This is a genomic window from Kineothrix alysoides (assembly GCF_000732725.1).
In the GTDB taxonomy this organism is placed as follows: Bacteria; Bacillota; Clostridia; order Lachnospirales; family Lachnospiraceae; genus Kineothrix; species Kineothrix alysoides.
The window spans coordinates 604,025-629,298 of the sequence record NZ_JPNB01000002.1; the positions used below are offsets into that span (position 1 = coordinate 604,025).

Consider the following 25,274-nt stretch of genomic DNA (forward strand, 5'->3'; position numbering starts at 1 on the left):
TGTCCTCCTTAGAACATTCTCCGGTCGGAAAATGTCGTGACCAATTTATTCGCAGCTAATATGAGTATCATTCCGACCACAGATTTAATCAATCCTACTGCCGTTCCCAGACTGTATTGCCTTTTTAACATACCCACTCTGTAAACATAGGTGTCCAGAATATCTCCCGATTCGTAAACGAGCGGATTGTATAGATTGAAAATCTGATCAAAACCCGCGTTCAAAATGTTAGGCAGGGCCATCGTCAGCATAATGAGAATAATCGGCATGATTCCCGGCAAGGTGATATACAGAAGCCTTTTCCATCGGCTCGCCCCGTCAATGGATGCCGCTTCATACAGCCCCGGATCTATTCCCGTAAGCGCCGCCAGATAAATGATCGAGCCATAACCGAATTCTTTCCAGCTGTCGGTAGTAACCATTAACGTTCGGAACCATTGGTTGCTTCCCAAAAACATAACAGGCTCCATTCCTATTGCCGTCAGCAGTACATTGACCGGCCCGTCATAAGAAAATATACTTTGGACTACCGCAGCAAACACTACCCAAGACAAAAAATGAGGCATATATACAATTGTCTGAACCGTTCGTTTAAAAAACTTCACTTTTATTTCGTTCAGCAGCAGGGAAAAGCAGACCGGAATAAGGATTGCAAGCAAAATCTTCCCAAGCGATATGATAATTGTATTAACAAAAATCTGTCTGCTATCCGGGAGGCTGAAGATAAATCTAAAATTATCAAACCCTACCCATTTAGATTCCAAAATCCCCTTTACCGGGCTGAAATTCTGAAATGCCATCACAATTCCAGCCATAGGAATAAAATTAAAAATAATTAAAAATATCATCCCCGGAAGCATCATCAAATGATAATATGCTTGCTTTTTCGGTCTATTCATAAAATAACCCATACCTTTCTTCACAGTCCGCGGTCCCGCAAAAATGCCTGAACCGATATGATAAGCTAAACCGGCTCAGGCCTAATGTTCGATGCTAATTAATCGCTTCGTTCACTTCCTCTGTGATTTGCTGTCCTCCCGCATTCATCCACTCTTCTGCAAAAGTATCGAATTCGTCCACACTTATTTCGTTTGTCACTATTTTAAGAATAGTGGTTCTTTCCAGAGTCCTTAAACTTTCCCACATCAGCGACATAGAATCTGTCTGGCTGAAGAATACCGGCTGTACAATATTTACCTCGGTATCATTCATGAGCTTGCTCGCTACCATACGGGCATTGTAGTCCAGCCAGTTCGCTTTTTCAGGCTTTTCCTTATTGTTTACCGCTTCCAGGTATTTCGTGCAGGACTCATACAAGGAATGCTCATAGGCATTCATTTCGTCCGGATTTCTCGTCCCGTCGATGGCTTCGCTGATGTGCTGATATGCACGCGCCGCAGCATCGTACCAGTCAAATCCGCCGATTACCTCCACGCCGTAGCCATGGGCTACATAATCCAGATATTCCTTACATTCCGCACTGTCATCCGTATACGCCGCATCTCCCTGATTATAATCCAAGGTGATTGATTTTGCTTTTACGAGAAGCTCCGGGTGCTCAAACCCTTTTCGTACTACGAAATAATTCTGATTGGGATTTCCCGACCACATGGTTACCTTGTTATCCGAACCTGCAGGCAGGATATAGGCACGCCATTCCACATCGGGATTCAGCTCATAGGAACCGGCCAAATCATAGGGTGCCCACCAGCCGCAAAAATAGGAACCGCATTTTCCATCCGTCACAAGTGCCTTGATATCGTCATAGGTCCTGACCGCCAGCTGCTGGTCGATCACGCCTTCCTTATACCAGTCCGCAAGCACTTGCAGTCCCTGCTTCATCTCCGGCTGCACCGAACCATATACCGCTGTTTTGTCCTTGCCCTCAATCCATTGCTCGGGGTAAGCGCCGAAGCTCGTAAAAATATTATTAGCTTTATATGCTCCCGAATAGTTTCCGTAAATATAATTAGTGTCTCCGTCCACGCACAACGGAATTCCTACTGTCTTTCCTGCACCGTTCTCTCCCGGGTCCTGTTTCACAAAGGCCTTAACGATGTTCTCTATATCTTCCAAGGTCTTGGGCTCCTCCAGACCGAGCTTATCCATCCAGTCCCCTCTAAGCCAGAGCATCTCCGGTCCGCTGGAAATAGCCGTTGTGGGAATTGCGTATAATTTCCCGTCTATGGTCGCCATATCCAGAGACCGATTGTCGTTGGACGCATAAATTTCCTTCATCAAATCGCTGGCGCAGTTATTGTATGCATCAGTTAAATCCTCCAGCATATCGTTCTCGGCCAATTCCTTAAAGTCATCATAGGTAACGTTCATAATATCCGGAATATCCCCGCTGGTGATTGCCATGGAAACCTTTTGATTATAGTCGTTATCGTCTGCCGCTTCGAATGCGTTCTCATTTTGTATGTTCAATTTAGATTTCATAAATCTTGTATAGGCGCTTTCCTCCGCCGTATCCGTACTGCCCTCCGGATATGCTACATCGGCACGCACCCTCAGGCCGATCGTATAGGTGACCGTCTCAGGGTACGGCTCATAAGTAGATGTTGCCGCCAACTGCCACGGGTCCGAAGTACCGTCTTCGGATGCCGCTCCGGCAGCCTGTGTCCCGGCATCTTTTACATCCGTGACTGCATCCACACTATCGGAACCACCTGCACATCCTCCTAATAGTCCCGTTACCATCGTCATTGCCAGCAGCAATGAAAGTGATCGTCTTAACTTCTTATTCATTTTTAACCTCCACACAGTTTACTACAGTAGTTGCTTTTTAGTTTAGCGCTTAACCTGAAATGATTATATTATATGTTTATATATTTTTCAATATATTTTTTATTTTTTGTTATATTTGTATATATTTAATTATTTTTATTTATACTCTACATAATTCATAAGTTTACCGGTTTACCTATGAGGATATGGCGGAGATATTCCATCAATGAGGACTGTTCTACTCTTTAGAGCAAGAATATGCTTCGTCCGCTCTCGTTTACGTATATACATCTCGGCTTCATTCTCCCCCATACCGGAGGTTTTTCAATAACTTTTACACCACGCATGCAGTAATAGGGATTTTACTCACTGTTTTTAAAAAAGCCGGAAAACTGTATTAACAAATTTTCCGGCAACACTATATCGAATTATTTACTTTTACGCAAATTATTTTTGCAATGAACATATGTCCATTATTAATACTATGAAACTACTTCATCAATCGGCTTTACTCCCAGACACTGACGGATTTCATTCTTGCTTACCTGCTTTCCCGCGCGGCAGATAGGGCATAGTATGTAATAAGATAATTTAATCGGAAATAATGGAATCCAAAATAATGTGAATCTCCTTCCTATCTTCTTTGCAATTAAATTTACTACATTATTGCAATGCGGGCAACAACATGTAACATTAGTATATCCCAAATCCTTTTCAAATCCTCTCGTTCCCCATATAATAAACATAATACTCCCCCTTATTTTTTATGCATTTTATTTACTTATAAATTTGTTGCAATATTTAATATTCTACAACTTTAATATAAGTTCTATTTATACCTGAATTATATTTTACCGGAATATTACATACTTGTAAACAAAATTCTCGATTTTCTTGTTTGTTATTATGTTTATTTTCGATTGTCATTCTGTTCTATGTGCCTTTTGAGCAGTATAAAAATTTAGAGTTATTAGAAGGCCGGTTCAAAGGTATTGAACAATGGAGGGAGGCTATCCATGCAAAAAATGCTGCTTATTCTATGGTTATTTTCCACATGAGGATGCAATGTTGTTTTTCCCTACTAATGGAGCTGGCAGACTTGAGATAATAAGAACAAAATCGGGATAATTCCGAGACGTCTTAAGTCAGGTACTATCTCCGGTCTTATATTTTTCTCTGTGTATAAAAGAGAATAATTCCCCTTATACCCCTGGTTGCGCCACTGTAACATGGCCATTATTGGATTGTCAAGAGAAGTTTTCTATTCTTCCGTCATTTCTAATTCTAAAGAATCAGCCCCTTCTCTGTATCCACTTCTATACCATACCATTCCCTTACCTTCTTCCCAAGAAAAAGATTCATAATATCCTACTCTATTGCCATATTCGTTGCATTCATACATGTTTGATATTCTTTGATTTTCATAAATCGCTATAGAATGATGTATTCCTTGTGCATTTTCATCTAGAATATCGCTAAGCTCACTTTCTTGGCAAACAATGCTACTATTTGAGATAATATCTTTTTCATTTGTAAATTGACTTATTTCTTCATATGTGTTCCAGATTCTATATATTTTTTCCTTATCAACATATAAATATATAGTTAACCTATTATCGGACAAATCGCCTGGAAACTCTCCTGTGGGTTCCAATTTTAGCTCGTACAATGCTCCGTTTTCAAACCCTGATATATTCAAAACCTGCATAGACACTACTTTTGTTTTATAGCCTTCGTCATATGAGAATTTTGCTTTATAATGGATAGTTGAAAGATTATTTTTAAAGAAGAAAAGATTATTATTTTCTTCTTTAAAATCTTCTTGTAAAGTATCTTTTGGTAAAATATGTTTCTCATTATTTTTTGTATTAGAGCATCCAGAAATCAATATAATCCAAAAGATGCATAGAATAAAAATTAAACGCTTACTCATATTTTAACTCCTTTTTATGGCTATTTAAGTGATTCTAATAATAAATATGCTCCTATTTGCTTATCCACAATTTGAGGATTGTAAACGCCTACCGGTTTGCCATTTATAAATTCTTCGATATATTTTCCGGAAGTATAGATATTTGTTCCACTGTACAAGTATGGACTTACATGTCCGTTATTATAATAACCCAACCCATTGTATAATTCGGCAAAAACCATTATAGCTACTTCATCCTTAGAGTCTGACGTCAAATTATATTTTTCAACATAGTTCTGTTTATCATGGATTGCATCAACATCTGTATCAACAAAATTATTAAAATCTTTTCCCACAAAATTCAAAGTTGTCTTTGCTCCAAGAGCTTCCCCATTGTGGAGGTAAACGTTGAATTTACCATTTATAAAATCAGATGTAGACTCACGATAATGTATAATACCTATAAGCTCAGGTGGTACTCCTGCTTTTTTAGATATTTCCTCATATACGCTTTTATTTCTCATATACGCTTCTTTAAATTCTTCCACCTCTTTATCAAATTTAGGGTCCAAGGCAGTTATGTTATTAACCATTTGTTCTGTGTAGTTATACAAGGGCGTATTTGGTTTCTCCGTTCCCCCTCTACCATCCTCAGGCAATTTATCTACTGTATCACTACCACCCTTGACATCGAGTCTGAATCCTTATGTTTTCCTAAGCAGATCTTTCTTCCTTTGAAAAAATAAATATTTTCCAAAAGTAGTTTTTCTGCTTAAAAATTTATCATATTTTCTCTGTCCTCGCCATAAGATTCCATTGTTTTAATCGCACATTTCTTGTACTCCTGGTATTCAGTATGCGTTTGTCGACAGCTTCTATTTGTGCATGAGGATAGCTGTTGAGATTATGCCTAAATAATATAAGTTAAAAATTCTTTAATGAATAAAATGCACCATCAATCAGAATATAAAACCTATTATCTGAAGTTATTACAAGTGTTGCCGGTTTGTATTCTTTTGTCTGCCCATTCTCACTATGATCCATAAAAAATTTGACGTAAAGAACAGGATATTCAGCAAAGAAATCACCGGAAATGGCAGTCTGATCCTTAAATATAGGATAAGAATCGTCTGACCTATCCAAGCTTAAGACAATACTAATGGGACTTAGATAGTTATCGTTTACATAAATATAATTATTATCTGAATCTTTTCCATCGTATTCTTTAATAGAAAAATTTACAACCGGAATATTAGCTTTTGCAATTTCAACTTTTTCATCATAATCATTTTGCGCTTTAGATCTGGCATCTTCGCTTATATTATCAAATCTTTCAGGCAAATAATAAATTGTGGGGGCGACAAAACCAACATAACCATCTATTGTCCAATTACCTTTAATTGCGTTAAGGATATCATCAATTTCACTTAGGCTCCATTTATTGTCTATATGATCTACGCCATATACATCACCATCACCGATCCTATTTTTATTGATTGATATAGTATTTGTACCTAAAATTGTGATGTCAACAAAATCATTGCTGTTCGTATTTTGCTCCAAAACAGTTGGTTCATTTGTTTTTGGCTCTAACTCATCTATTATATCAATTGTAGAACTTTCATAAATGTCACTTTTATCATTATTCTTATAGGCACAAGACGTTAATACTGCTATTTCAACGACGGCCATCATTATAATAAATGTTCTTTTTTTACAATTATAGTACATATTTTCATCTCCTTATTCTTTAAGGTTACAGTAGCGCTTAAATATAGTAACTATTTGCCGCCATAATCTTCTGAAATCCTGATTTTAACTACTAAGGTAATCCATTATTTATATCCATTTTTATAAATGGAATATTCCTCGGCGCTCCTCGTTGTCAATCCCGAATTCCTATCTACATATGCTTGCGATCCTTGAGTATGCAGTGCTGTTTTTTCCTACTAATGGAACTGGCAAACCTAGGATAATAAGCACAAAAATCGGAGATAATCCCAAGACTTCTTAAATCAGGTATTATCTCCGATGCTGTATTTTTCTTTGTGTATAAAAGAGAATACTTTCCCCCTTATACCCCCTGGTTTACTTCAATTCCTTTCAGAAGGTTCGGGCAGTCTAATAATTCCTTTTTTATATTCGCCATCAATAATCTTTTCAACAATAAGAATATTTCCTTTAATTCCATATATATAATCAAAAACTGGTTCAAGTCTTTGATTTCCCTTTATCCCCATTAAACCATATTTTTGTATTGTCATTTTTTCATCTGTATAAACATATGCCGGGATTGCATCATATTCGGAATTATATTCCAAGCCACTAATAAAAAATATTGAATCACCTGCAAATATATCATTACCCTTTTCATCTATAATGCAATATAATGTTTTTGAAACAAAAGCAATTCCATCTTTAAATTTACCTGTCCAAATCATTCTTCCTTCTGCAGCATCATATGGATAAAAATCAATAATCACATTATCTTTTTTATCAATATATGCCCATGCATCCATATGCTCTTTGTAATTAATTATCTGAACAGATGCTTTACCTTCGCTAAAATCTCCGACAGCATCATATTTTAAGTCAATACACTCCTTTCCTTCCTTGTCAATAAAGCCCCACTTATCATTTTTCATGACAGCCGCATAGCCCTCGCTAAAACTTTTAACATCATCATACTGATACTCAGCAATTACCTTTCCCAAATTATCTACAAATCCCCATTTATCATTAAGCTTGACCGCAGCCAAACTTTCACTAAAATTTTGAACTTGATCAAATTGATTATTTATTACCAATTCTCCTGACTCATTAATAAATCCCCATTTTTCACCTACTTTTACAGCTGCTCGTTGTTCGGAAAATAATGCGATATCATCAAATTGATATGCAATTACTACTTCACCTAGCGTATTAATAAATCCCCATAAGCCATTCTTTTTTACACCACCAAGTGATTCGCTAAATCCGTTTACTTCTTGAAACATTTCATCTGTAATAGGATTACCGCTTTTATCGATGTAGAAAGAATTACCGTTACTCTCTACTTTTGCAATTTCATCATGAAATTCAGAAATGCTGTCATATTTTGCCGAAATAACTATATTATCGTGTGTATCAATTACGGAATATTTTCCATCATCGTTTTGGGCGGCAAGCAAATTTTCATCTACAAAAGATAAATCTTTATATTTGGTCGGTTCTACTACCCATTCCCAACTCAATTCATCATTTTGAGAAATAGATGCATTTAAATTTTCCGGTGACTGAATGGATTGGCAACCACATAATTGAATAACAAATAATATAAAAACAATTTGTAAGATATTAAATCTCTTCATAAATTATTACAAACTTATTTATTAATATGCTTATTATTCTTTTAGTTTTCATTTTTTAATGCTCCTTTTATATCTTTTTCATTTTCTATAATTTCCTTCCATACAATTTAATCAGTACTCCTCAAATTTCATATAATCGAAAGAAAACCCGCACATTTCCTCAAATTCTTTTAAAAACTCCTTTTCTTCTAAATTTTCTTCATATTTTAAAGACGATTTAAGAATATATCTTTTATAATATATCCCTTCATTTGTCATATCTGGATGCTCCTCATGCCACCACTGCACATCAACTTCAGAAATATCATATACATTATAAATATGTAATCCATAAAATAGTTCTTTGTTCCAATCACTATCAAACTTATAACAATCAAATCCATTAAAATAATAAGTACCATAATATTGAGTATAATATATGATATTTCCAGTATCACTCATAAATAAAAATTCTGTCGAATCGTTTATATCCCATATCGTGCATACCGGTTCATCCGTCTGAAAAGTAAATATCCCCACTATCCTTTTCATACCTTCATTATAACTTTTCTCTTCTTGCCATATTAACTCATTTAACCCATCTCCATTTAAATCACCTTCAATCCATTCGATGCCTTCATCATTTTTTTTGTTTGCATATACTCTCTTAATCTCTTCAATTCGGATATTATCGGTTTCTTTTAAATTAGAAAAATCTCCAGATTTAATTTGTTCTTTTAATGTTTCTATATTATTATTTTTTTAATAAATGTACTGGATTCTATTGTCTTTTTACTAAAGAGGACGATTGCCAAAACTATAAGTATGCATCCCCCTCCTAAAAGTATTGCCTTACATAACTTTTTCATAAAATCTCCTATTTAAGTACTTCATCTCTATAGATTATGATAGATGAATTACTATTATATTTATTTAATCCCACTGAAATATTATTACCGTTTTGTTCTTTTGTTACATACCACTCTATGATGGCCCCTGTTCTTCCCGTATTTTCATAACCTCCAGTAAATGGAACCCCTGTCTGAAAAATACCAGTTGGTGCCGAATGAGCTTTTACATCTACAATAATCGCTGGAATATAATAAGTTTTATCTTCCACTTGTATTTTTATATCTACACATGTCCCATAAGCCATTTCTATCGGGTCTATTGCTCCCGACAAATCACATTCTGGATTTTGCAACATAGGTCCTATCGCAATGCCATAACGCTCTATTCCATTGTATACCAATGTTCCTTTTTCAGGATTATATGTTTGATTTCCATAATTCGATATCCCCTTTTTATTTAATGCACTTCCTTTACCTCCAAAAGATTGTAATGCCCCATATGGTTCTAGTCCATATTTCTTATACAAATCACTAAAATTATAGCATTCTCCTTTTGTTGATACTGTTGGAGCATCATATAATGTAAAAAAACCGTCTTTATCATTATCGACAAGTCCATTGGCACCAAAAGATAAATATCCTATAAATATCCCCTCTCTATCATCCTCCGGCAATTTATCTACTGTATCACTACCACCCTTGACATCGAGTCTGAATCCTTATGTTTTACTAAGCAGGGCTTTCTTCCTTTGAAAAAATTTACATTTTCCAAAGCACTGCTTTTCACTGCTTAAAATTTTACCATATTTTCTCTGTCCTTACTACAAAATTCCGTTGTTTTAGTCGCACTTTTCCTGTATTTGTGGCATTCGGTATTCTGTCTTATTTTTCAGCATTCCGTAAATGATGTTGATTAATCTTCTGGAAATCAAAATTAGTGCCTGTGGTTTGGTCTTGCCTCTTTCTAACTGCTTTTGATAATAAGCATAAAAAGCCGGATTCCTTGGCAATCCCTTTGAGGATAGCTGTATCATCTGAATGGCAAGAAAGTAAATCGTTCCTTGTAGTTTTCTATTTCCTTGCTTGGAGGGTTTATCATCTCCTTTTCCCGCAGAAGAAAAGTTTACGGGTGCTATCCCTGCAAACTTGGCTAATTTATCCGCATTGGGAAATCTTCGGATATCTCCGATTTCAGAAAGTAGTTTTGCTACTGTAGTATCGCTGACACCGGGAATGGTATTTAAGGTGCATTCAAATCTTGGAAGAAATTCTCTGATTGCCTGATCTACTTCTTCCAACTGCTTCACATAATGCTTTACATCACGCACCAGTCCTCTTGTAATCTCATCCCTCTCTGTCTAATACTCCCTTGTAGTATCTCCATCTGCTTTTACTGCGTCCAAAATCTTTTGACACTTTCTCCTTGAAAACTGATTGTGACTGACCGGAATCAATTCTTCTGCCAGTTCCTCCACACTCTTATTCCTCAAAAATCTTGGAGATGGATAATGCTCCCAAAAGTAAAGTGCTGTTGGTCTGCCGATATCCTGAAAGAATTGTTTGTAGCTTGGATAAGCAATACAAATCTGTTCATGCAGTTGGTTTTTTAATCTGATATGGTGAGTTTTTAAATTTGCTCTCCGATTGACAAGCTGGCTGAGTGTCCAGTACATATCCTCCGGCATAGCATCGGGTAGTGTATTTAGTTCATTGATGGCTACTCTTGCTACACACTGGGCATCGTAGCTGTCGTTTTTCTTGTACTGGGGAACGCTTTTTCGGTAGGCATAGGACAATGCCGGATTGACATCTTTTACAAGATATCCTTTTTCAATCAGCCATGCAGCTAACGCTCTGCCATAACCATAGGAATTTTCCAAAGCAAAAATAATCTCCTTGCCGTCAGTACAATATTTTTTTGATTTTGTGATTAATTTCGAAAACTTGGAAGGTTTATTCTGAAAGGTTATTTCCCCCAACTTTTCATTGAAACAGTCCATAATGACTGCGGTGTGTTGTTCTTTGTGGAGATCAAGCCCCACGAAGATAAATTTAGTTTTGTCATACATAAAATCTTTTCCTCCCCAATCGTTTGACTTCAAAATGCAGGCAACCTCAACTGATAAACCAGTGTCCCCGAATTACGCACTAGGCAACAAGGTCGGCATGGGTGGTTCAACCAATCCACTTTTTAGTTTTGGATAAAGGATGCTCCTGCGATTGCAGGTTTCACAAAAGGCTTACGAATTGCTTTTGTGGTGTGTCATGTTAGCTCTGAAAAAAAATAATTGCAAGTCATTTTTTGATTGTTGGAAACTGGGAGGAAAATTTGACACTTTGGGGCAAAATTCCCTTTATGCCAAAAAGCAAAAACAGAGAAAAAACAAAAATATGCACAAAGAATCGTTTCCGTTACATAAATCGATTTTCTCTTGCCCTCGTGTGAGCCTGTGTTACCCCTGTGTACCATTTTCAGGGAGGAATCGAGATAAATAACCATAACGAGAGTTTTTTACTTTGTTGGGGAAATGTGAAGGACATGATTTTCTTAAAATCCTAAAAAATAGATAGGGTCGAAAATAGTGCAGGTTAAAGGGGTTATGCCAAAAAGACTGGCATAACCCTAAAGAACACCCACCGGCAGAGCCTTTGGGACATATGGTCATGGCATAACTATGAATACCCAAAGCAGGTTTTTTATCCCTCTTGGTTCCTTTGTCTATTCTGCTTTATTTTTGCTGACTTTGTACTGTGGAACACTTTTGCGGTAGGCATAAGACAGGGCAGGGTTAACATCTTTTATAAGATATTCTTTTTCAATCAGCCATGCAGCTAACGCTCTGCCATACCCATAGGAATTTTCCAAGGCAAAGACGATTTCTTTTCCGTCCGTGCAGTATTTCTTGGCTTTTACAATAAGCTTTGAAAATTCAGAAGGTTTATTTTGAAACGTAATCTCTCCGAGTTTTTCATTGAAGCAATGTAATAATTTTTACCCTGCTATTTTTACCTATCATCTCATCCCTGATATAATATCTATCATTCAGAATATATAAACTCCACTTTTCCAGTTAACGCATATTCTAATGATATCAACTCTATTGCATACTTTGGGGTTCTTGATGCTGCACTTTCCATAACGTTGGGATATGTATCATTAGAGCCTATAATTGTATTATTATGTTCACCTTTATATTCGCTTCCAACATAAAATAAATTTTGCTCTATCATTACTTGGATACTTAGGCTATTCGCTCCCCTCTTAACTTCTTTTATTAAATATCCCAAATGGGCATGAAGATACTCACGTATCTTTCAATTGTGCTAATAATTACTTAAACAAATTTAGTAAATTCACTTCAAAATGCTCTGGATCATCACAGATAGTTGCCACTCAAAACCATTTTAATCAGACCTTTTAAGTGTGGAACGGAGCAGATTTATATCATAATATAACAATATATCTCACGGACAGCTTTTTTGAAGTGGACAGTATTCATTTGTTATTCTTGCCCAAAAACTGTTAGGACTTGCATTCCGCTATACCAAATAACAATGAGATTTTTAGTGTTGTCAATTTGCACGCCATTATTGGGCTCGAGATTATTTGCTACTCCCTTTGGGTAAAATGTGACGTTCCAGGTGATGGCGGTATCTGCATCAGCGAGATAAGCATCGAGTGAAATTCCATCATTTACAAACGAAAGAAGATGGGAACCCGCATCGTCCGTAAGCGTATTTCCCTGAACAATCATCGCAGATTCATTAAAATTAATTTTGTCAGTTGATACAGAGAGGGTAGAAGAAACCGTGTCAGACCTACCCGTATGCCACTGCTGCCCTGTTCCGTCAAACAGGTTATCTGCATAAGCTATTTCCTTCCAAGTTCCGAGCAAGCTTGAATAATCCCCGGCTTGGATTTGCGTGAGATTCATCTCTGTATTTTGGGTGTCTTGCGTTGGGTCGGGGACTATCGTGCTTATCGGTGAATCGTCTACACATCCGGTTTGAAATATTAATACTATGATACACGCAAAAAGAATGAATTTATACTTATGAAAAGATTTCATTTTTTCAACTCCTATAAAATATAAAAAGATTTTTATACGATTTCTGACTATCAGCACCTTATGCTTAGTATTTACTCATGGCTACAATAAACCTTAAAACTCCTTTCATCGGCGCGCCATAGTTCTGGACTTTGTTATAACTCTTTAACAACCCTTCTGGATAATAGACTTCCCAAGTGGCCGCTGCCGTTGCCGGTATATATGCCCTACCAATTGAGCCACTTGGCATGCTGGCAAAGCTGGCATTTCCGCTATCCTTAACACTCAAGGGGACAAAATCTACAGGATTACCTGCATCTATCCATGCCGGGCTGCTATTCATTTTTGCTGATTGCGAGGCTAAATATTTTGCATCACCGCTTGCTGCATTTACTGCTGTGTCACCACCATTGTTTGCATAGTAATTTTTGCCATAATGATTTATAAAACCTCCGGCACCGCCACCTTCGTTCACAACATATGCATAAAAGAAGACGGGTGAAACACCGGTGGCTTTAATTGCTGCTGTAACTTCGCCAATATTAGTAGAATTGAGATCGTATTTTTTAATTACGACTGTATTTGTGCTTAGAAACCATGCCTCAGCAGTACTATCGGATATACACCAAGTAGAATCAATGGAAGCGTTCATTAAACTCAATACATCGCTGGGGATATTCCCCATCCCCTCTACAGCATTACTACCACCCTCACTCTTCGGATACCGTAGACCTCGTGCTTTCATTTCTCTTTCAAAATCTGCTTTCTCTTTCGCTGATAAGCCCGGGATTATCTTGCTTATCTCAGCTTCTAACCATTCATTCCTTTCTCTGGGCATATCTCCTGTTGTTTTTATTACCATATTATATAACTGGTCAACGGTTATTGAAGGCTTTTCTAACTCCTTTTCATCTTTTGTCCCCTTGTTAACCGGATCGGAATTACCCGCTAAAGCATTACCAGCAGTCTTACTTCCTGTCCCTATCCCCTTTACTGCCGTGTTAATTCCCTTGAAAATAGCTAATCCTGACACTACCGTCAAGATTGACCCAGCTAATCTTCCCGCCAGCTCTCCACGGCTCTTCGCTGTTCCGTTTATCAGATCTTCCTCCCAGGCTGTCCTCAGGCTGTCTCCGATCCCACTCAGCATAGCCTTGCCGGTTTCCAGTACCCCATGCTCCCGAATCTCCTTCCATAGTCCGGAAATATCAGCACCTATATTCCGTATTTCTCCTACGATTTCTCCCGACTCTTTCAGTAACCCTCCCGTCAGTCCATGCAGGAATGACGTGACATCAGCCGTTGCCTCCTTCAGGCTCTTGCCACTGAACGCCATATAGCCCGCCGCCAGCAGACCGGTGACCGGATTGACATTGTTTGCAGCACATAACGTGGTCAGCACTGTCCATCAGCTCATCCACATACCGGTCCAGCTTTTCGATCCATGTCTCCTGATTGGTCTCTGTCTTGTCCACTTCATAGTGGATCTTGTTCCCCAGCGCCTGGGCCCGGGCAGACTGTTCCGCCATCTTATTCTTGAAATAATCAGGCTCCAGTGCGGGATAATCCGCATAGGAAAAGGCAGGCTGAGACTGGGGGCTGAGCGTCGTCTGGAACGTCAGCCGCTCCCTTCCGGTCTCCGGATATGCCCCGGTGGCATCGGTCAGGTTCAGCGGACGGTTCAGCACATACACATACCGGTTCATCGTCTGGGGGTTCCCCGGATTCCCCGGCCACGGATCCGGGCTCAGGAAACGTCCGGCAGCAGGATCATACCGCCGGCCCCTGGTCCGGAAGGTCCCGTCCCCTTCCGACAGATAGCCGGCAAACCCTACCGGCCCAGCTTCCCCTTCCTTCACGACGCCGAATTCATCGTAGGCGCAGACGCTCTCCGTCTTTCCCTGCACGCTGCATACCCGCAGCACGCTGCCCAGATAATCCGTCAGGAAATAATGCACCGTTCCGTCCTCCTCCACATAGCCCTGGGGCAGACCGCTATAGAAATAACGCCGGGTCCCTTTTCCCGTCTCCTCCTCGGTCACGCTCCCTCCCGATGCTAAGCTCCGGTAGCGCAGCCTCTCTTCCCTGTGGGGATCGGTCACCGGGACCATCGACTTCTCCTCTCCCTCGATGCCGGAGAGCTTTCCCTCTCCGTCATACCGGTAAAGGAGCTTTCCTTCTTCCGACTCCATCTCCAGCCGGTTCCCGCGCGCATCATAACGGTAACGCCGCAGTACCTTTCCATCCTTACGGCTCTCCGTCAGCCGTCCCAGGGCATCATAGGCATAGCGGTATTCCCCGCTGTCCTCTTCACAGCCCTTCCGCGCCTTCTCCACGCGGATGCAGCTCCCGTTCCCGTCATAACCGTAGCCCAGCTCCTCGATGATCCCCCGGTCATCTTCATGGAGGATACGTGATATCCTTCCGCAGCAGTCATAGTCGTAACTGCTCCGGATCCCTCCCGGATATCGCCGGAAAAGGAGCCGTCCCGTCGGGTCCCTCTCTTCGGTGATCCCCGGAAGGGTCAGGGAAAGAGGCTCCCCTTCTTCCGGCAGCCCTTCTTCCCATTCCCCGGTGAACCCACTCACATCCGTTACCGTTCCATGAGCATCCTGCACGCTGGTCAGCCTTCCCCTTGCGTCATAGGTATAGCGGGTCTGTGCCCCCATAGGGTCCTGCTTCCACTGGCAGCGGCCCAGCGGGTCGTAGCCGTACCGGAAGGTATTGCCTTCCCCGTCGGTCACCCGGATCAGACGGTTGCGGCTGTCATAGGCATACCGGAAGGAGGTGCCGTCCGGCAGCTCCCTTCCGGTGACGTTCCCCGCCTCGTCATAGGTGCAGACCGCCTCCCCGCCATGGACAGGGGGCGCAGGAAGGACCGGACGGTACCCGCCGGTCCCCGGCCGCCCCCGCCTGCTGTCTTCCACACGGATCTCCCCGTCCGCTCCATACCCGTACCGGATCCGGCTGCCGTCCGCCCGGAGGAATTCCACAGGGCGTCCCTGGAGGTCATAGCCGATGGCGATCTCCTCTCCCGTTTCCTCCTGCACCCGGCACAGCAGTCCCTCCGCATTATAAGTGAACTTCCGCTCCTGTCCATCCTCCAGACGGCGGGCGATCAGCCTTCCGTTGCCGTCATAGCGATAGCTCCTTTCCGTCCCGTCCGGATGCCTTACCTCCAGCAGGCGGCCATTCCCGTCATAGCGGTAGCCCGTGGTATAACCTCTGCCGTCCGTCCGTTCCTTCACACGGTTCCACGCATCATAAGCATAGCGGAAACGGATCCCTTCTGCCAGCACCAGCTCCACCACGTTCCCTCTTTCATCATACCGCAGACGGTCCGCACCCTCCCCGGTCCGCTGCAGCTGTATGATATTCCCCTCCTCATCCCTTACGATCCCCGGAAGCTCCTGCGTCCGGGGCTCTTCCGGCTTCTGCTCGAAGCTGAAGATATCCTTCTTCTTTTCCCCGCTTTCCTCCTGGGAGGCTATGAGCCGCCCTTTGCTGTCATAGAGGAAGACCGTTCTCCTTCCATCCCGTCCGGTCACCACCCTGCGGTTCTTTCCCTCCGTGTATTCGTAATGGATCCTGGTCCCGTCCCCGAAGCGCTGCTCCAGCACCCTCCGTCCGGCATCATAGGTATTCTCTACCTGAAGGGCCCCGGTCCGGTCCAGGACCTTGGTGATGCGGTTGTTGCTCCCATAGCCGTAGCACAGCCCATGCCCTATGGGATCCACCATCTGGACCAGACGGCCCTCCTCGTACACCAGGTCCACGCCCCTGCCCGTATGGTCCTCCACCCGGACCAGCCGCTCCTCTTCATACCGGTAATCCAGGGCTTCTCCCGTGTCCGTCTCCATCCGGCACAGGCGGCCTTCCCCGTCGTAGGACAGGGAGGCTCCCCTTCCGTACGTATCCTCCTGACGGAGGCATCTTCCATCCGCTCCGAACACGTACTGGACCGGACCGTTATCCTTGTACCTAAGCCCTCCCTCTTCCCGGAGCAGGACCCCGTCCTCCCTCCGGTATCCCTCCGGGCTCTGACGGAACCGTTTCCGGTTCCCTTCCGGTCCCCAGAAAGAAACGCTGTCCCCGTTCTGCTCCAGGCGCAGCTCCATGGTATGGACGAAGCTCCTTCCCATGCTCCCTTTCTTGGTGGAGAGGGAGTTATAGCTGTAGGCGAAGGACAGGGGGCAACGTCCCCCGATATACAGCGCCGTCTCCCGGAAGACGAAGTTGCCCGTCAGGATGTTCACCGGATCGCCGGTCAGGACGCTGTAATCGGCAAATCCCAGCAGCTCCAGGGCGCGTTCCTCATCGATCTCCTTCCCCGCTTCTGCCTCCTCCCATTTTCCCTTGTAATCCTCCAGCGCCCTGGTGAACTCCTCATAGCCCAGGGACAGGGCCCCTGCGTCGATCAGATCCTCCAGTCCCTGGATCATCCCGGCGCACCGGACCATCTTCCCCTTTGCCTCCTGCTGGAGCTCGGCTGCCAGCCCATCCTTCTGGGGGATCTCGGCGGACAGCCTTCCTACCGCCTGGTCCACCCGTGTGCGGGCGGCGGCATATGCCTCATAAACGAAAGTCCCGGGGACCGCTCCCATGCTCCCCGAAAAGGAGGGCTCCCTGCATTCGCCCGGTACCTGGCCGATCAGGCCCGCAACGGTCCTCATATGTCCGTCCAGCTCTGCGCTGATCCGTTCCGCCTCCGCCAGTGCCTTGATGCTCCCTTCCTGAAATTCCTCCAGTGCCTGCAGTTCGAATACCCGGTTCCTTTCTAATGTGCTCATCCCTTTTCCCCTTATCCCCTTTTTCTTATTTTACCCGCTGTCTCGTGAAGTTCTTCTCCACTCTGGCCACCTCTTCCGATGCCTTGTCCATCATGGCCGTCAGCTCTTTGAAGAACTCATTCAGCTTTTTCGATACACTTACTTGAAAAGACATTCTTTCCGTCAAATATAGATATTGTTTTCATTGTAACTGAAGGCAACATCTGCTTTCCCATGTTTTTATCTTTATAAATCTATGAGAGAAATTTGTACTGTTCAGACTCCCCTTTTTCTTTCAACCAGGAAATGAGTATGATTGCCAGTACTTTGCCTTAATAAAACTTTATTAATATTTTCTTCTGCCTTGCTGTCAAATTAGTTATATGTATTAGCTGTTTTTATTTGCTTTCCATCGGTTTATCCGTATACTTTATATCAGATAATACTACCTTCTTATTGATAAAATGAATCACTTTAACAGGAACAGCTGCAATTACCTTGATACCATCCGGTTCCGTTCTAAATATCAGTTTGGCAATTTCCTCACCATCCGGTACCCCCCTGAATCCTAAGTCTGCCATACATTCTCTATTACCCGTCTCGTTAATTAATTTCCTATATACTCTGCCATCCTCCATGGTATATACATAACCATTATTGACGGTCAGCACAACTGCCAGCACTCCAAAGTCATGCTGTTTTTTTACATTGAAACGATTCATATCCATTTCCAATATCTGTGTGCTCTTCAAGTCTTTAAGAGACAATTTTCCATTCATCGTATCCCATTTTGAGTATAGAATATATACTTTACCGTCAGTATCTGTACATTCTCGTACTGCTTTCACTTCATATTCTTTTTCTGTCGTAACAGAAAAAATTTCTTTACTATCAGAATCAGCCATGATCAGCTTATACCCATTATTTTCGTCCTTATCTATGATTTGAAGATGCTCGGCCGTATATCCGTTCATTACTTCGTACCTTTTATTATCCACTTCAAAGGTATAGTCATCTCCCCGGGTAGAGCCCATCGAATTTTCTAATTTATTATAGGATTCGAAATATATGCGAGTCTCCTTTTTATCTCCGCAACCGGAAAACAATACTACAAATAGTATCATAAAACTTAATGCCAACTTCTTTTTCATAATGGTATTCCCTTCCCCTAACTTTTTTCTCAATTTTCCATTGCAACATGAATATTCCATTTACTGAATCTATATATTTTATATCGATTTTCATTGTATCGATGCAAACCATCTATGTAACCTACGTTTCCTTAATTGATTTCGCCTAATGTTTTATTTAGTCAATGTTCACTTATTCAACAATCATTATTTTGGAATATCTTATAACTATCTTTGAACTTTTATGCATACTTAGAAGATTACTCCACTGTTTTTGATACTCCCCCGCTTATTACTTTACCACCCTTCAGATTGGGTCTGAATACTTATGTTTTACTAAAGCTACTATCCATCTGGCGAGAGACTTCTATATATATGCACTATACGTAATAATATTATCACTTATTCGTTAAGACGAACATACATTTTTTTGCCTTATTAGAAATTACGTACAAAACCAAATTTCAACACTTAACGTTTGAATAAGAAGGGGACTTGGGACTTACTTTTCTATCGGCTTATCCGGATACTTTATGTCTGCAAGTATTTCTTCTGTATACTTAGAAATACTTGTATCATCCGGGATATGAGCTCTTACCTCAATTCCATCATTTTTTATATTAAATGTCAAACTTCCAAGTTCTTCTTCTTTTGGTACTCCTCTAAATCCCAAATCCACCATGCATTCTTTATTACCTGTCTCGTCAATTAATTTTCTATATACTCTTCCGTCCTCCATGGTATATACATAGCCATTATTGACTGTCAGCACGATTACTTGCACTCCAAAATCATACTGTTTCTTCACTTTGAAACGATCCATATCCATTTCCAATATATGTGAACTCTTTAATTCATCCACATAAAGATTTCCTATATCTGTATCCCATTTTGAATATAGGATATAGACCTTACCGTCTGTATCTGTGCATTCTCGCACTGCTTTCACTTCATATTCCTTTTCCGTGATAAGCGAAAATATTTCTTTTCGATCAGAATCAAGCATTATCAGCTTATACCTAGTATCTTCATTCCTATCTATAATTTGAAGTTGCTCCGCTGTATATCCATTCATTACTTCGTATCTTTTATTATCCACTTCAAATGTATAGTCACCTCCCAAACTAGGACCCGCCGGATGTTCTAGTTCATTGTAGGATTCAAAATAAATCAGGGTTCCTGTTCTCATACCACATCCTGCGAGAAATAGCATTATAAAAATGGTTATTATAGGGAAAAATTTTCTTATCATTTACTTTCCCCTCCTTTAATCTATTTTTGTAGTTGCAATCGTAACATAAATATTTAAATCTCTTTCTGTACCTCACTTCATGAATGAGCTGCTTTTATTTGCTTTCCATCGGTTTATCCGTATACTTTATATCTGATAATTCTACTTTTTTACGGCGATATTCATTCTCTTCATCTGGAACAAATGCAGTTACCTTGATACCATCTGGTTCAATGATGAATGTCAGGCTGCCAATTTCCTCAACATCTGGTACTCCTCTAAATCCTAGGTCTGTCATACATTCTTTATGACTCGTCTCGTTAATTAATTTTCGATAAATTCTGCCATCCTCCATGGTATATACATACCCATTATTGACTGTCAGCACAATTACCTGCACCCCAAAATCATGCTGTTTCTTCACTTTGAAACGATCCATATCCATATCCATTTCCAATATCTGTGTGCTCTTCAAGTCTTCCAGAAACAGGTTACCAATCATCGTATCCCATTTTGAGTATAGGATATATACCTTGCCGTCCGTATCTGTACATGCTCGTACTGCTTCCACTTCATATTCCTTTTCCGTGAGAAGTCTGCCATGCATTCTTTATGACTCATCTCGTTAATTAATTTTCGATATACTCTTCCATCCTCCATGGTATATACATACCCTTTGTTGACAGTCAGAACAAGTATCTGCGCTCCAAAATCATACTGGTTCTTCACTTTGAAACGATTCATATCCATTTCCAATATATGTGTGCTCTTCAAATCTTCCAAAAATAAGTTTCCTATATCCGTATCCCATTTCGAGTATAGGATATATACTTTACCATCCGTATCTGTGCACTCCCGTACTGCTTCCACTTTATATTCCTTTTCTGTCAGAAGAGAAAAAATTTCTTTTCTGACAGAATCTACCATGATCAGCTTATACCCATTATCTTCGTCCTCACCTGCGATTTGAAGATACTCTGCCGTATAGCCATCCATGACTTCGTATCTTTTATTCTCCACTTCAAAGGTATAGTCACCTCCCCGAGTGGATCCCTTCGAATTTTCTAATTTATTATAGGATTTGAAATGTATGCTAGTCGCATTTTTATCTGCGCAACCAGAAAACAATACTTCAAATAGTATCATAAGACTTAACGCCAATTTCTTTTTCATCATGGTTTTCCTTATCCAATGCTTGCGTCTACTTTTGTGTACATCAGTTAATATATTAGCTGCTTTTATTTGCTTTCCATCGGTTTATCCGTATACTTTATATCTGACAATTCTATATTCTTAAAGCCATATTTAGTCTCTTCATCATGAGCATCTGCAATTACCTTGATACCATCTGGTTCAATTTCGAATACCAAAGTACCAATTTTCTCAATGTTTGGTACTCCTCTAAATCCTAAATCTGCCATACATTCTTTATTTCCTGTCTCGTTAATTAATTTTCGATATATTCTGCCATCCTCCATGGTATATACATAGCCTTTGTTGACAGTCAGCACAAGTATCTGTGCTCCAAAATCATACTGTTTCTTCACTTTGAAACGATCCATATCCATTTCCAATATCTGTGTGCTCTTCAAATCTTCCAAAAACAAGTTGCCAATCATCGTATCCCATTTTGAGTATAAAATATATACCTTACCATCCGTATCTGTATATTCTCTTACTGCTTTTACCTCATATTCCCTTTCTGTGATACGAGAAAAAATTACTTTTCTGTCAGAATCAACCATTATCAGCTTATATCTAGTATCTTCATCCTTGTCCATAATTTGGAGATGCTCAGCCGTATATCCATCCATGACTTCGTATCTTTTATTCTCTACCTCAAAGGTAAAGTCACCTCCCCAAGTAGGACCTGCCGGATTTTCTAGTTGATTGTAGGATTCAAAGTATATGAGAGTCTCATTTTTATCTGCACAACTAGAAAACAATAGTGCAAATAGTATCATAAGACTTAACGCCAAGTTCTTTTTCATCATGGTTTTCCTTATCGAATGCCTTGTGTCTACTTTTGTGTACATCAGTTTATGTATTAGCTGTTTTCATTCGCTTTCCATCGGTTTATCCGCATACTTTATATCTGACAATTCTATATTCTTAAAACTATATTTAGTCTCTTCATCAGGAACAACTGCGGTTACCTTGATACCATCTGGTTCAACTTCGAATATCAGGCTATCAATTTCCTCAATATTTGGTACTCCTCTAAATCCTAAGTCTGCCACACATTCTTTATTCCCCGTCTCGTTAATTAATTTTCGATAAAGTCTGCCATCCTCCATGGTATATACATACCCATTATTTACAGTCAGCACAATTACCTGTGCTCCTAAGTCATATTGTTTCTTCACTTTGAAACGATCCATATCCATTTCCAATATATGTGTGCTCTTCAAGTTTTCCAGAAACAAGTTGCCGATCATCGTATCCCATTTTGAATATAGGATATATACCTTTCCATCCGTATCTGTGAATTCTCGTACTGCTTTTACCTCATATTCCTTTTCTGTGATAAGAGAAAAAATTATTTTTCGTTCAGAATCAAGCATTACCAGCTTATACCTAGTATCTTCGTCCCTATCTATTACTTGAAGCTGCTCCGCCGTGTATCCATTCATGACTTCGTATCTTTTATTCTCCACCTCAAAGGTAAAGTCACCGCCCAAACTAGGGCCCGTCGGATGTTCTAGTTCATTATATGATTCTAAATATATGAGTGTCTCATTTTTGTCTGCACACCCGGAAAACAATGCCACAAATAGTATCATAAGACTTAACGCCAAGTTCTTTTTCATCATGGTTCTCCTTATCCAATGCTTGCGTCTACTTTTGTGTACATCCATTAATGTATTGGCTACTTTCATTTGCTTTCCATCGGTTTATCTGTATACTTTATATCTGACAATTCTACATTCTTAAAGTCATGTTTATTCTCTTCATCACGGACATCTGCAATTACTTTGATACCATCTACTTCAGTGATGAATGTCATGCTGACAAATTTCGCAACATCTGGTATTCCTCTAAAGCCTAAATCCGCCATACATTCTTTATTCCCCGTTTCGTTAATTAATTTTCGATATACTCTGCCATCCTCCATGGTATATACATAGCCCTCATTAACGGTCAGCACAATTACCTGTGCTCCAAAATCATACTTTTTCTTCACTTTGAAACTATCCATATCCATTTCCAATATATGTGTGCTCTTCAAGTCTTCCAGAAACAAGTTTCCGATCATCGTATCCCATTTTGAATATAGGATATATACCTTTCCATCCGTATCTGTGAATTCTCGTACTGCTTTTACCTCATATTCCTTTTCTGTGATAAGAGAAAAAATTATTTTCCTATCGGAATCAAGCATTATCAGCTTATACCTGATATCTTCATCTCCATCTAAGACTTGAAGCTGATCCGCCGTATATCCATTCATGACTTGGTACCTTTGATTATCTACTTCAAATGTATAGTCACCTCCCAGAGTAGAGCCCTTCGAATTTTCTAATTTATTATAGGATTCAAAATATATGAGAGTCGCCCTTTTATCTCCACAACCGGAAAACAATACTACAAATAGTATCATAAGACTTAACGCCAATATCTTTTTCATCATGCTTTTCCTTATCAAATGCTTGCGTCTACTTTTCCATACATCAGTTAATATATTCGCTACTTTTATTTGCTTTCCATCGATTTATCCGTATACTTTATATTTGACAATTCTACCTTATTAATGCCATATTCACTCTCTTCATCCGGGACAACTGCAATTACCTTGATACCATCTGGTTCAGTTCTGAATATCAGTTTGTAAAATTCCTCAATATTTGGTACTCCTATAAACCCTAAGTCTGCCATACATTCTTTATTCCCCGTCTCGTTAATTAATTTTCGATAAATTCTGCCGTCCTCCATGGTATATACATACCCATTATTGATGGTCAGCACAAGTACCTGCGCTCCAAAGTCATACTGCTTCTTCACTTTGAAACAATCCATATCCATTTCTAATATATGTGTGCTCTTCAAGTCTTCCAGAAATAAGTTTCCTATATCCGTATCCCATTTTGAGTATAGGATATATACTTTACCGTCAGTATCTGTACATTCTCGTACTGCTTCCACTTTATATTCCTTTTCTGTGATAAGGGAAAAAATTTCTTTTCTATCAGAATCAGCCATTATCAGCTTATACCTATTATCTTCATCATCGTCTGTTATTTGAAGGTGCTCCGCCGTATAGCCATCCATGACTTCGTATCTTTTATTCTCCACTTCAAAGGTATAGTCACCTCCCAAATTAGGGCCTGCCGGATTTTCCAGTTGGTTGTAGGATATAAAATATATGAGAGTCTCATTTTTATCTGCGCAACCGGAAAACAATACTACAAATAGTACCATAAGATTTAACGCCAATTTCTTTTTCATTATGGTTTTCCTTATCCAATGCCTTGCGTCTACTTTTCCATACATCAGTTAATATATTCGCTGCTTTTATTTGCTTTCCATCGATTTATCCGTATACTTCATATTTGACAATTCTACTTTACTACGGCCATATTCACTCTCTTCATCTTTAATAATTGCAGTTACTCTAATACCATCTAGTTCAGTACTAAATATCAGGGTTCCAATTTCCTCAACATCTGGTACTCCTCTAAATCCTAAGTCTGCCATACAATCTTTATTGCCCGTCTCGTTAATTAATTTTCGGTATATTCTGCCATCCTCCATGGTATATACATAGCCTTCATTGACTGTCAGCACAAGTACCTGTGCTCCAAAGTCATACTGTTTCTTCACTTTGAAATTATCCATATCCATTTCCAATATCTGTGTGCTCTTCAAGTCTTCCAGAAACAAGTTGCCAATCATCGTATCCCATTTTGAGTATAGGATATATACCTTGCCGTCCGTATCTGTGCATTCTCGTACTGCTGTCACTTCATATTCCTTTTCTGTGATAAGAGAAAAAATTACTTTTTTGTCAGAATCAGCCATTATCAACTTATATCCATTATCTACGTCTTTGCCTATTATTTGGAGCTGATGCGCCGTATATCCATTCATTACTTGGTATCTTTTATTCTCTACTTCAAATATATAGTCATCTCCCTGCGCAGAGCCCTTTGAATTTTCTAATTGATTGTAGGATTTAAAATATATGAGAGTCGCCTCTTTATCTCCGCAACCAGAAAACAATACTGCAAATAGTATCATAAAACTTAACACCAATATCTTTTTCATCATGATTT

Annotated in this window: 25 protein-coding genes; all 25 read right to left on the reverse strand. The window is 40.0% G+C overall.

Translation table 11 applies throughout. The features are described from left to right. Positions 1-8: 8 nt before the first annotated feature. The 25 genes from CC90_RS0113735 to CC90_RS0113865 all read right to left on the reverse strand — a co-directional run bounded on the left by CC90_RS0113735 (position 9) and on the right by CC90_RS0113865 (position 25,269). Positions 9-899 (reverse strand): ABC transporter permease, encoded by an 891-nt coding sequence (locus CC90_RS0113735; RefSeq protein ID WP_031391344.1) that lies wholly within the window; start codon positions 897-899, stop codon positions 9-11. A gap of 94 nt (positions 900-993) precedes the next feature. Next, entirely contained in the window at positions 994-2,751 is a 1,758-nt protein-coding gene (locus CC90_RS0113740; RefSeq protein ID WP_035315718.1) for an extracellular solute-binding protein, read from the reverse strand. A gap of 461 nt (positions 2,752-3,212) precedes the next feature. Further along, the gene (locus CC90_RS0113745) at positions 3,213-3,476 is read right to left on the reverse strand and encodes a zinc ribbon domain-containing protein (RefSeq protein WP_031391346.1); all 264 of its coding nucleotides are present in this window, start codon (positions 3,474-3,476) and stop codon (positions 3,213-3,215) included. A 515-nt stretch (positions 3,477-3,991) separates the two neighbouring features. Continuing rightward, positions 3,992-4,663 (reverse strand): hypothetical protein, encoded by a 672-nt coding sequence (locus CC90_RS0113750; RefSeq protein ID WP_051869587.1) that lies wholly within the window; start codon positions 4,661-4,663, stop codon positions 3,992-3,994. Between the two features lie 20 nt (positions 4,664-4,683). Beyond that, the gene (locus CC90_RS0113755; protein WP_132038482.1) at positions 4,684-5,301 is read right to left on the reverse strand and encodes a hypothetical protein; all 618 of its coding nucleotides are present in this window, start codon (positions 5,299-5,301) and stop codon (positions 4,684-4,686) included. Positions 5,302-5,566: 265 nt separating this feature from the next. Further along, positions 5,567-6,373 carry a hypothetical protein gene (locus CC90_RS0113760; protein ID WP_031391349.1) on the reverse strand — a complete coding sequence of 269 codons (807 nt, stop codon included), beginning with the start codon at positions 6,371-6,373 and terminating at the stop codon, positions 5,567-5,569. Positions 6,374-6,735: 362 nt separating this feature from the next. Then, complete coding sequence (locus CC90_RS22425; RefSeq protein WP_051869589.1) at positions 6,736-7,992, reverse strand: WG repeat-containing protein; 1,257 nt, start codon at positions 7,990-7,992, stop codon at positions 6,736-6,738. A gap of 111 nt (positions 7,993-8,103) precedes the next feature. Continuing rightward, positions 8,104-8,523, reverse strand: coding sequence for a hypothetical protein (locus CC90_RS0113770; protein WP_031391351.1), 420 nt, complete (start codon positions 8,521-8,523; stop codon positions 8,104-8,106). A gap of 325 nt (positions 8,524-8,848) precedes the next feature. After that, a complete protein-coding gene (locus CC90_RS0113780; protein WP_031391352.1) occupies positions 8,849-9,496 on the reverse strand; it encodes a hypothetical protein in 648 nt (215 codons plus the stop codon). 165 nt (positions 9,497-9,661) lie between these two features. After that, complete coding sequence (locus CC90_RS24645; protein WP_242843310.1) at positions 9,662-10,150, reverse strand: transposase; 489 nt, start codon at positions 10,148-10,150, stop codon at positions 9,662-9,664. A 30-nt stretch (positions 10,151-10,180) separates the two neighbouring features. Next, positions 10,181-10,891 carry an IS110 family transposase gene (locus CC90_RS24650; RefSeq protein ID WP_031391354.1) on the reverse strand — a complete coding sequence of 237 codons (711 nt, stop codon included), beginning with the start codon at positions 10,889-10,891 and terminating at the stop codon, positions 10,181-10,183. Between the two features lie 970 nt (positions 10,892-11,861). Beyond that, a complete protein-coding gene (locus CC90_RS0113800; RefSeq protein WP_132038481.1) occupies positions 11,862-12,110 on the reverse strand; it encodes a hypothetical protein in 249 nt (82 codons plus the stop codon). Positions 12,111-12,325: 215 nt separating this feature from the next. Continuing rightward, positions 12,326-12,892 (reverse strand): DUF6287 domain-containing protein, encoded by a 567-nt coding sequence (locus CC90_RS0113805; protein ID WP_031391356.1) that lies wholly within the window; start codon positions 12,890-12,892, stop codon positions 12,326-12,328. 64 nt (positions 12,893-12,956) lie between these two features. After that, positions 12,957-14,207 (reverse strand): C40 family peptidase, encoded by a 1,251-nt coding sequence (locus CC90_RS0113810; protein WP_031391357.1) that lies wholly within the window; start codon positions 14,205-14,207, stop codon positions 12,957-12,959. Next, complete coding sequence (locus tag CC90_RS0113815) at positions 14,167-17,661, reverse strand: DUF6531 domain-containing protein (RefSeq protein WP_031391358.1); 3,495 nt, start codon at positions 17,659-17,661, stop codon at positions 14,167-14,169. Before CC90_RS0113815 ends, CC90_RS0113810 begins: the two co-directional genes overlap by 41 nt. Positions 17,662-17,686: 25 nt before the next feature. Continuing rightward, entirely contained in the window at positions 17,687-17,815 is a 129-nt protein-coding gene (locus CC90_RS24835) for a hypothetical protein (RefSeq protein WP_278245477.1), read from the reverse strand. Between the two features lie 223 nt (positions 17,816-18,038). Then, the gene (locus CC90_RS0113825; RefSeq protein WP_031391359.1) at positions 18,039-18,791 is read right to left on the reverse strand and encodes a hypothetical protein; all 753 of its coding nucleotides are present in this window, start codon (positions 18,789-18,791) and stop codon (positions 18,039-18,041) included. Positions 18,792-19,272: 481 nt separating this feature from the next. Beyond that, a complete protein-coding gene (locus tag CC90_RS0113830; protein WP_031391360.1) occupies positions 19,273-20,022 on the reverse strand; it encodes a hypothetical protein in 750 nt (249 codons plus the stop codon). 94 nt (positions 20,023-20,116) lie between these two features. Beyond that, positions 20,117-20,503: a hypothetical protein gene (locus tag CC90_RS0113835; RefSeq protein ID WP_031391361.1), complete on the reverse strand. Its 387-nt coding sequence runs from the start codon at positions 20,501-20,503 to the stop codon at positions 20,117-20,119. Next, positions 20,500-21,177, reverse strand: coding sequence for a hypothetical protein (locus tag CC90_RS0113840; protein ID WP_132038479.1), 678 nt, complete (start codon positions 21,175-21,177; stop codon positions 20,500-20,502). Before CC90_RS0113840 ends, CC90_RS0113835 begins: the two co-directional genes overlap by 4 nt. Before the next feature lie 62 nt (positions 21,178-21,239). Then, entirely contained in the window at positions 21,240-21,995 is a 756-nt protein-coding gene (locus tag CC90_RS0113845; RefSeq protein WP_132038478.1) for a hypothetical protein, read from the reverse strand. 63 nt (positions 21,996-22,058) lie between these two features. Next, positions 22,059-22,814 (reverse strand): hypothetical protein, encoded by a 756-nt coding sequence (locus CC90_RS0113850; protein WP_132038477.1) that lies wholly within the window; start codon positions 22,812-22,814, stop codon positions 22,059-22,061. A gap of 62 nt (positions 22,815-22,876) precedes the next feature. Continuing rightward, the gene (locus CC90_RS0113855) at positions 22,877-23,632 is read right to left on the reverse strand and encodes a hypothetical protein (RefSeq protein WP_132038476.1); all 756 of its coding nucleotides are present in this window, start codon (positions 23,630-23,632) and stop codon (positions 22,877-22,879) included. Positions 23,633-23,694: 62 nt separating this feature from the next. Further along, positions 23,695-24,447 carry a hypothetical protein gene (locus CC90_RS0113860; protein WP_031391366.1) on the reverse strand — a complete coding sequence of 251 codons (753 nt, stop codon included), beginning with the start codon at positions 24,445-24,447 and terminating at the stop codon, positions 23,695-23,697. 66 nt (positions 24,448-24,513) lie between these two features. Then, positions 24,514-25,269: a hypothetical protein gene (locus tag CC90_RS0113865; RefSeq protein ID WP_132038475.1), complete on the reverse strand. Its 756-nt coding sequence runs from the start codon at positions 25,267-25,269 to the stop codon at positions 24,514-24,516. Positions 25,270-25,274: the final 5 nt, after the last annotated feature.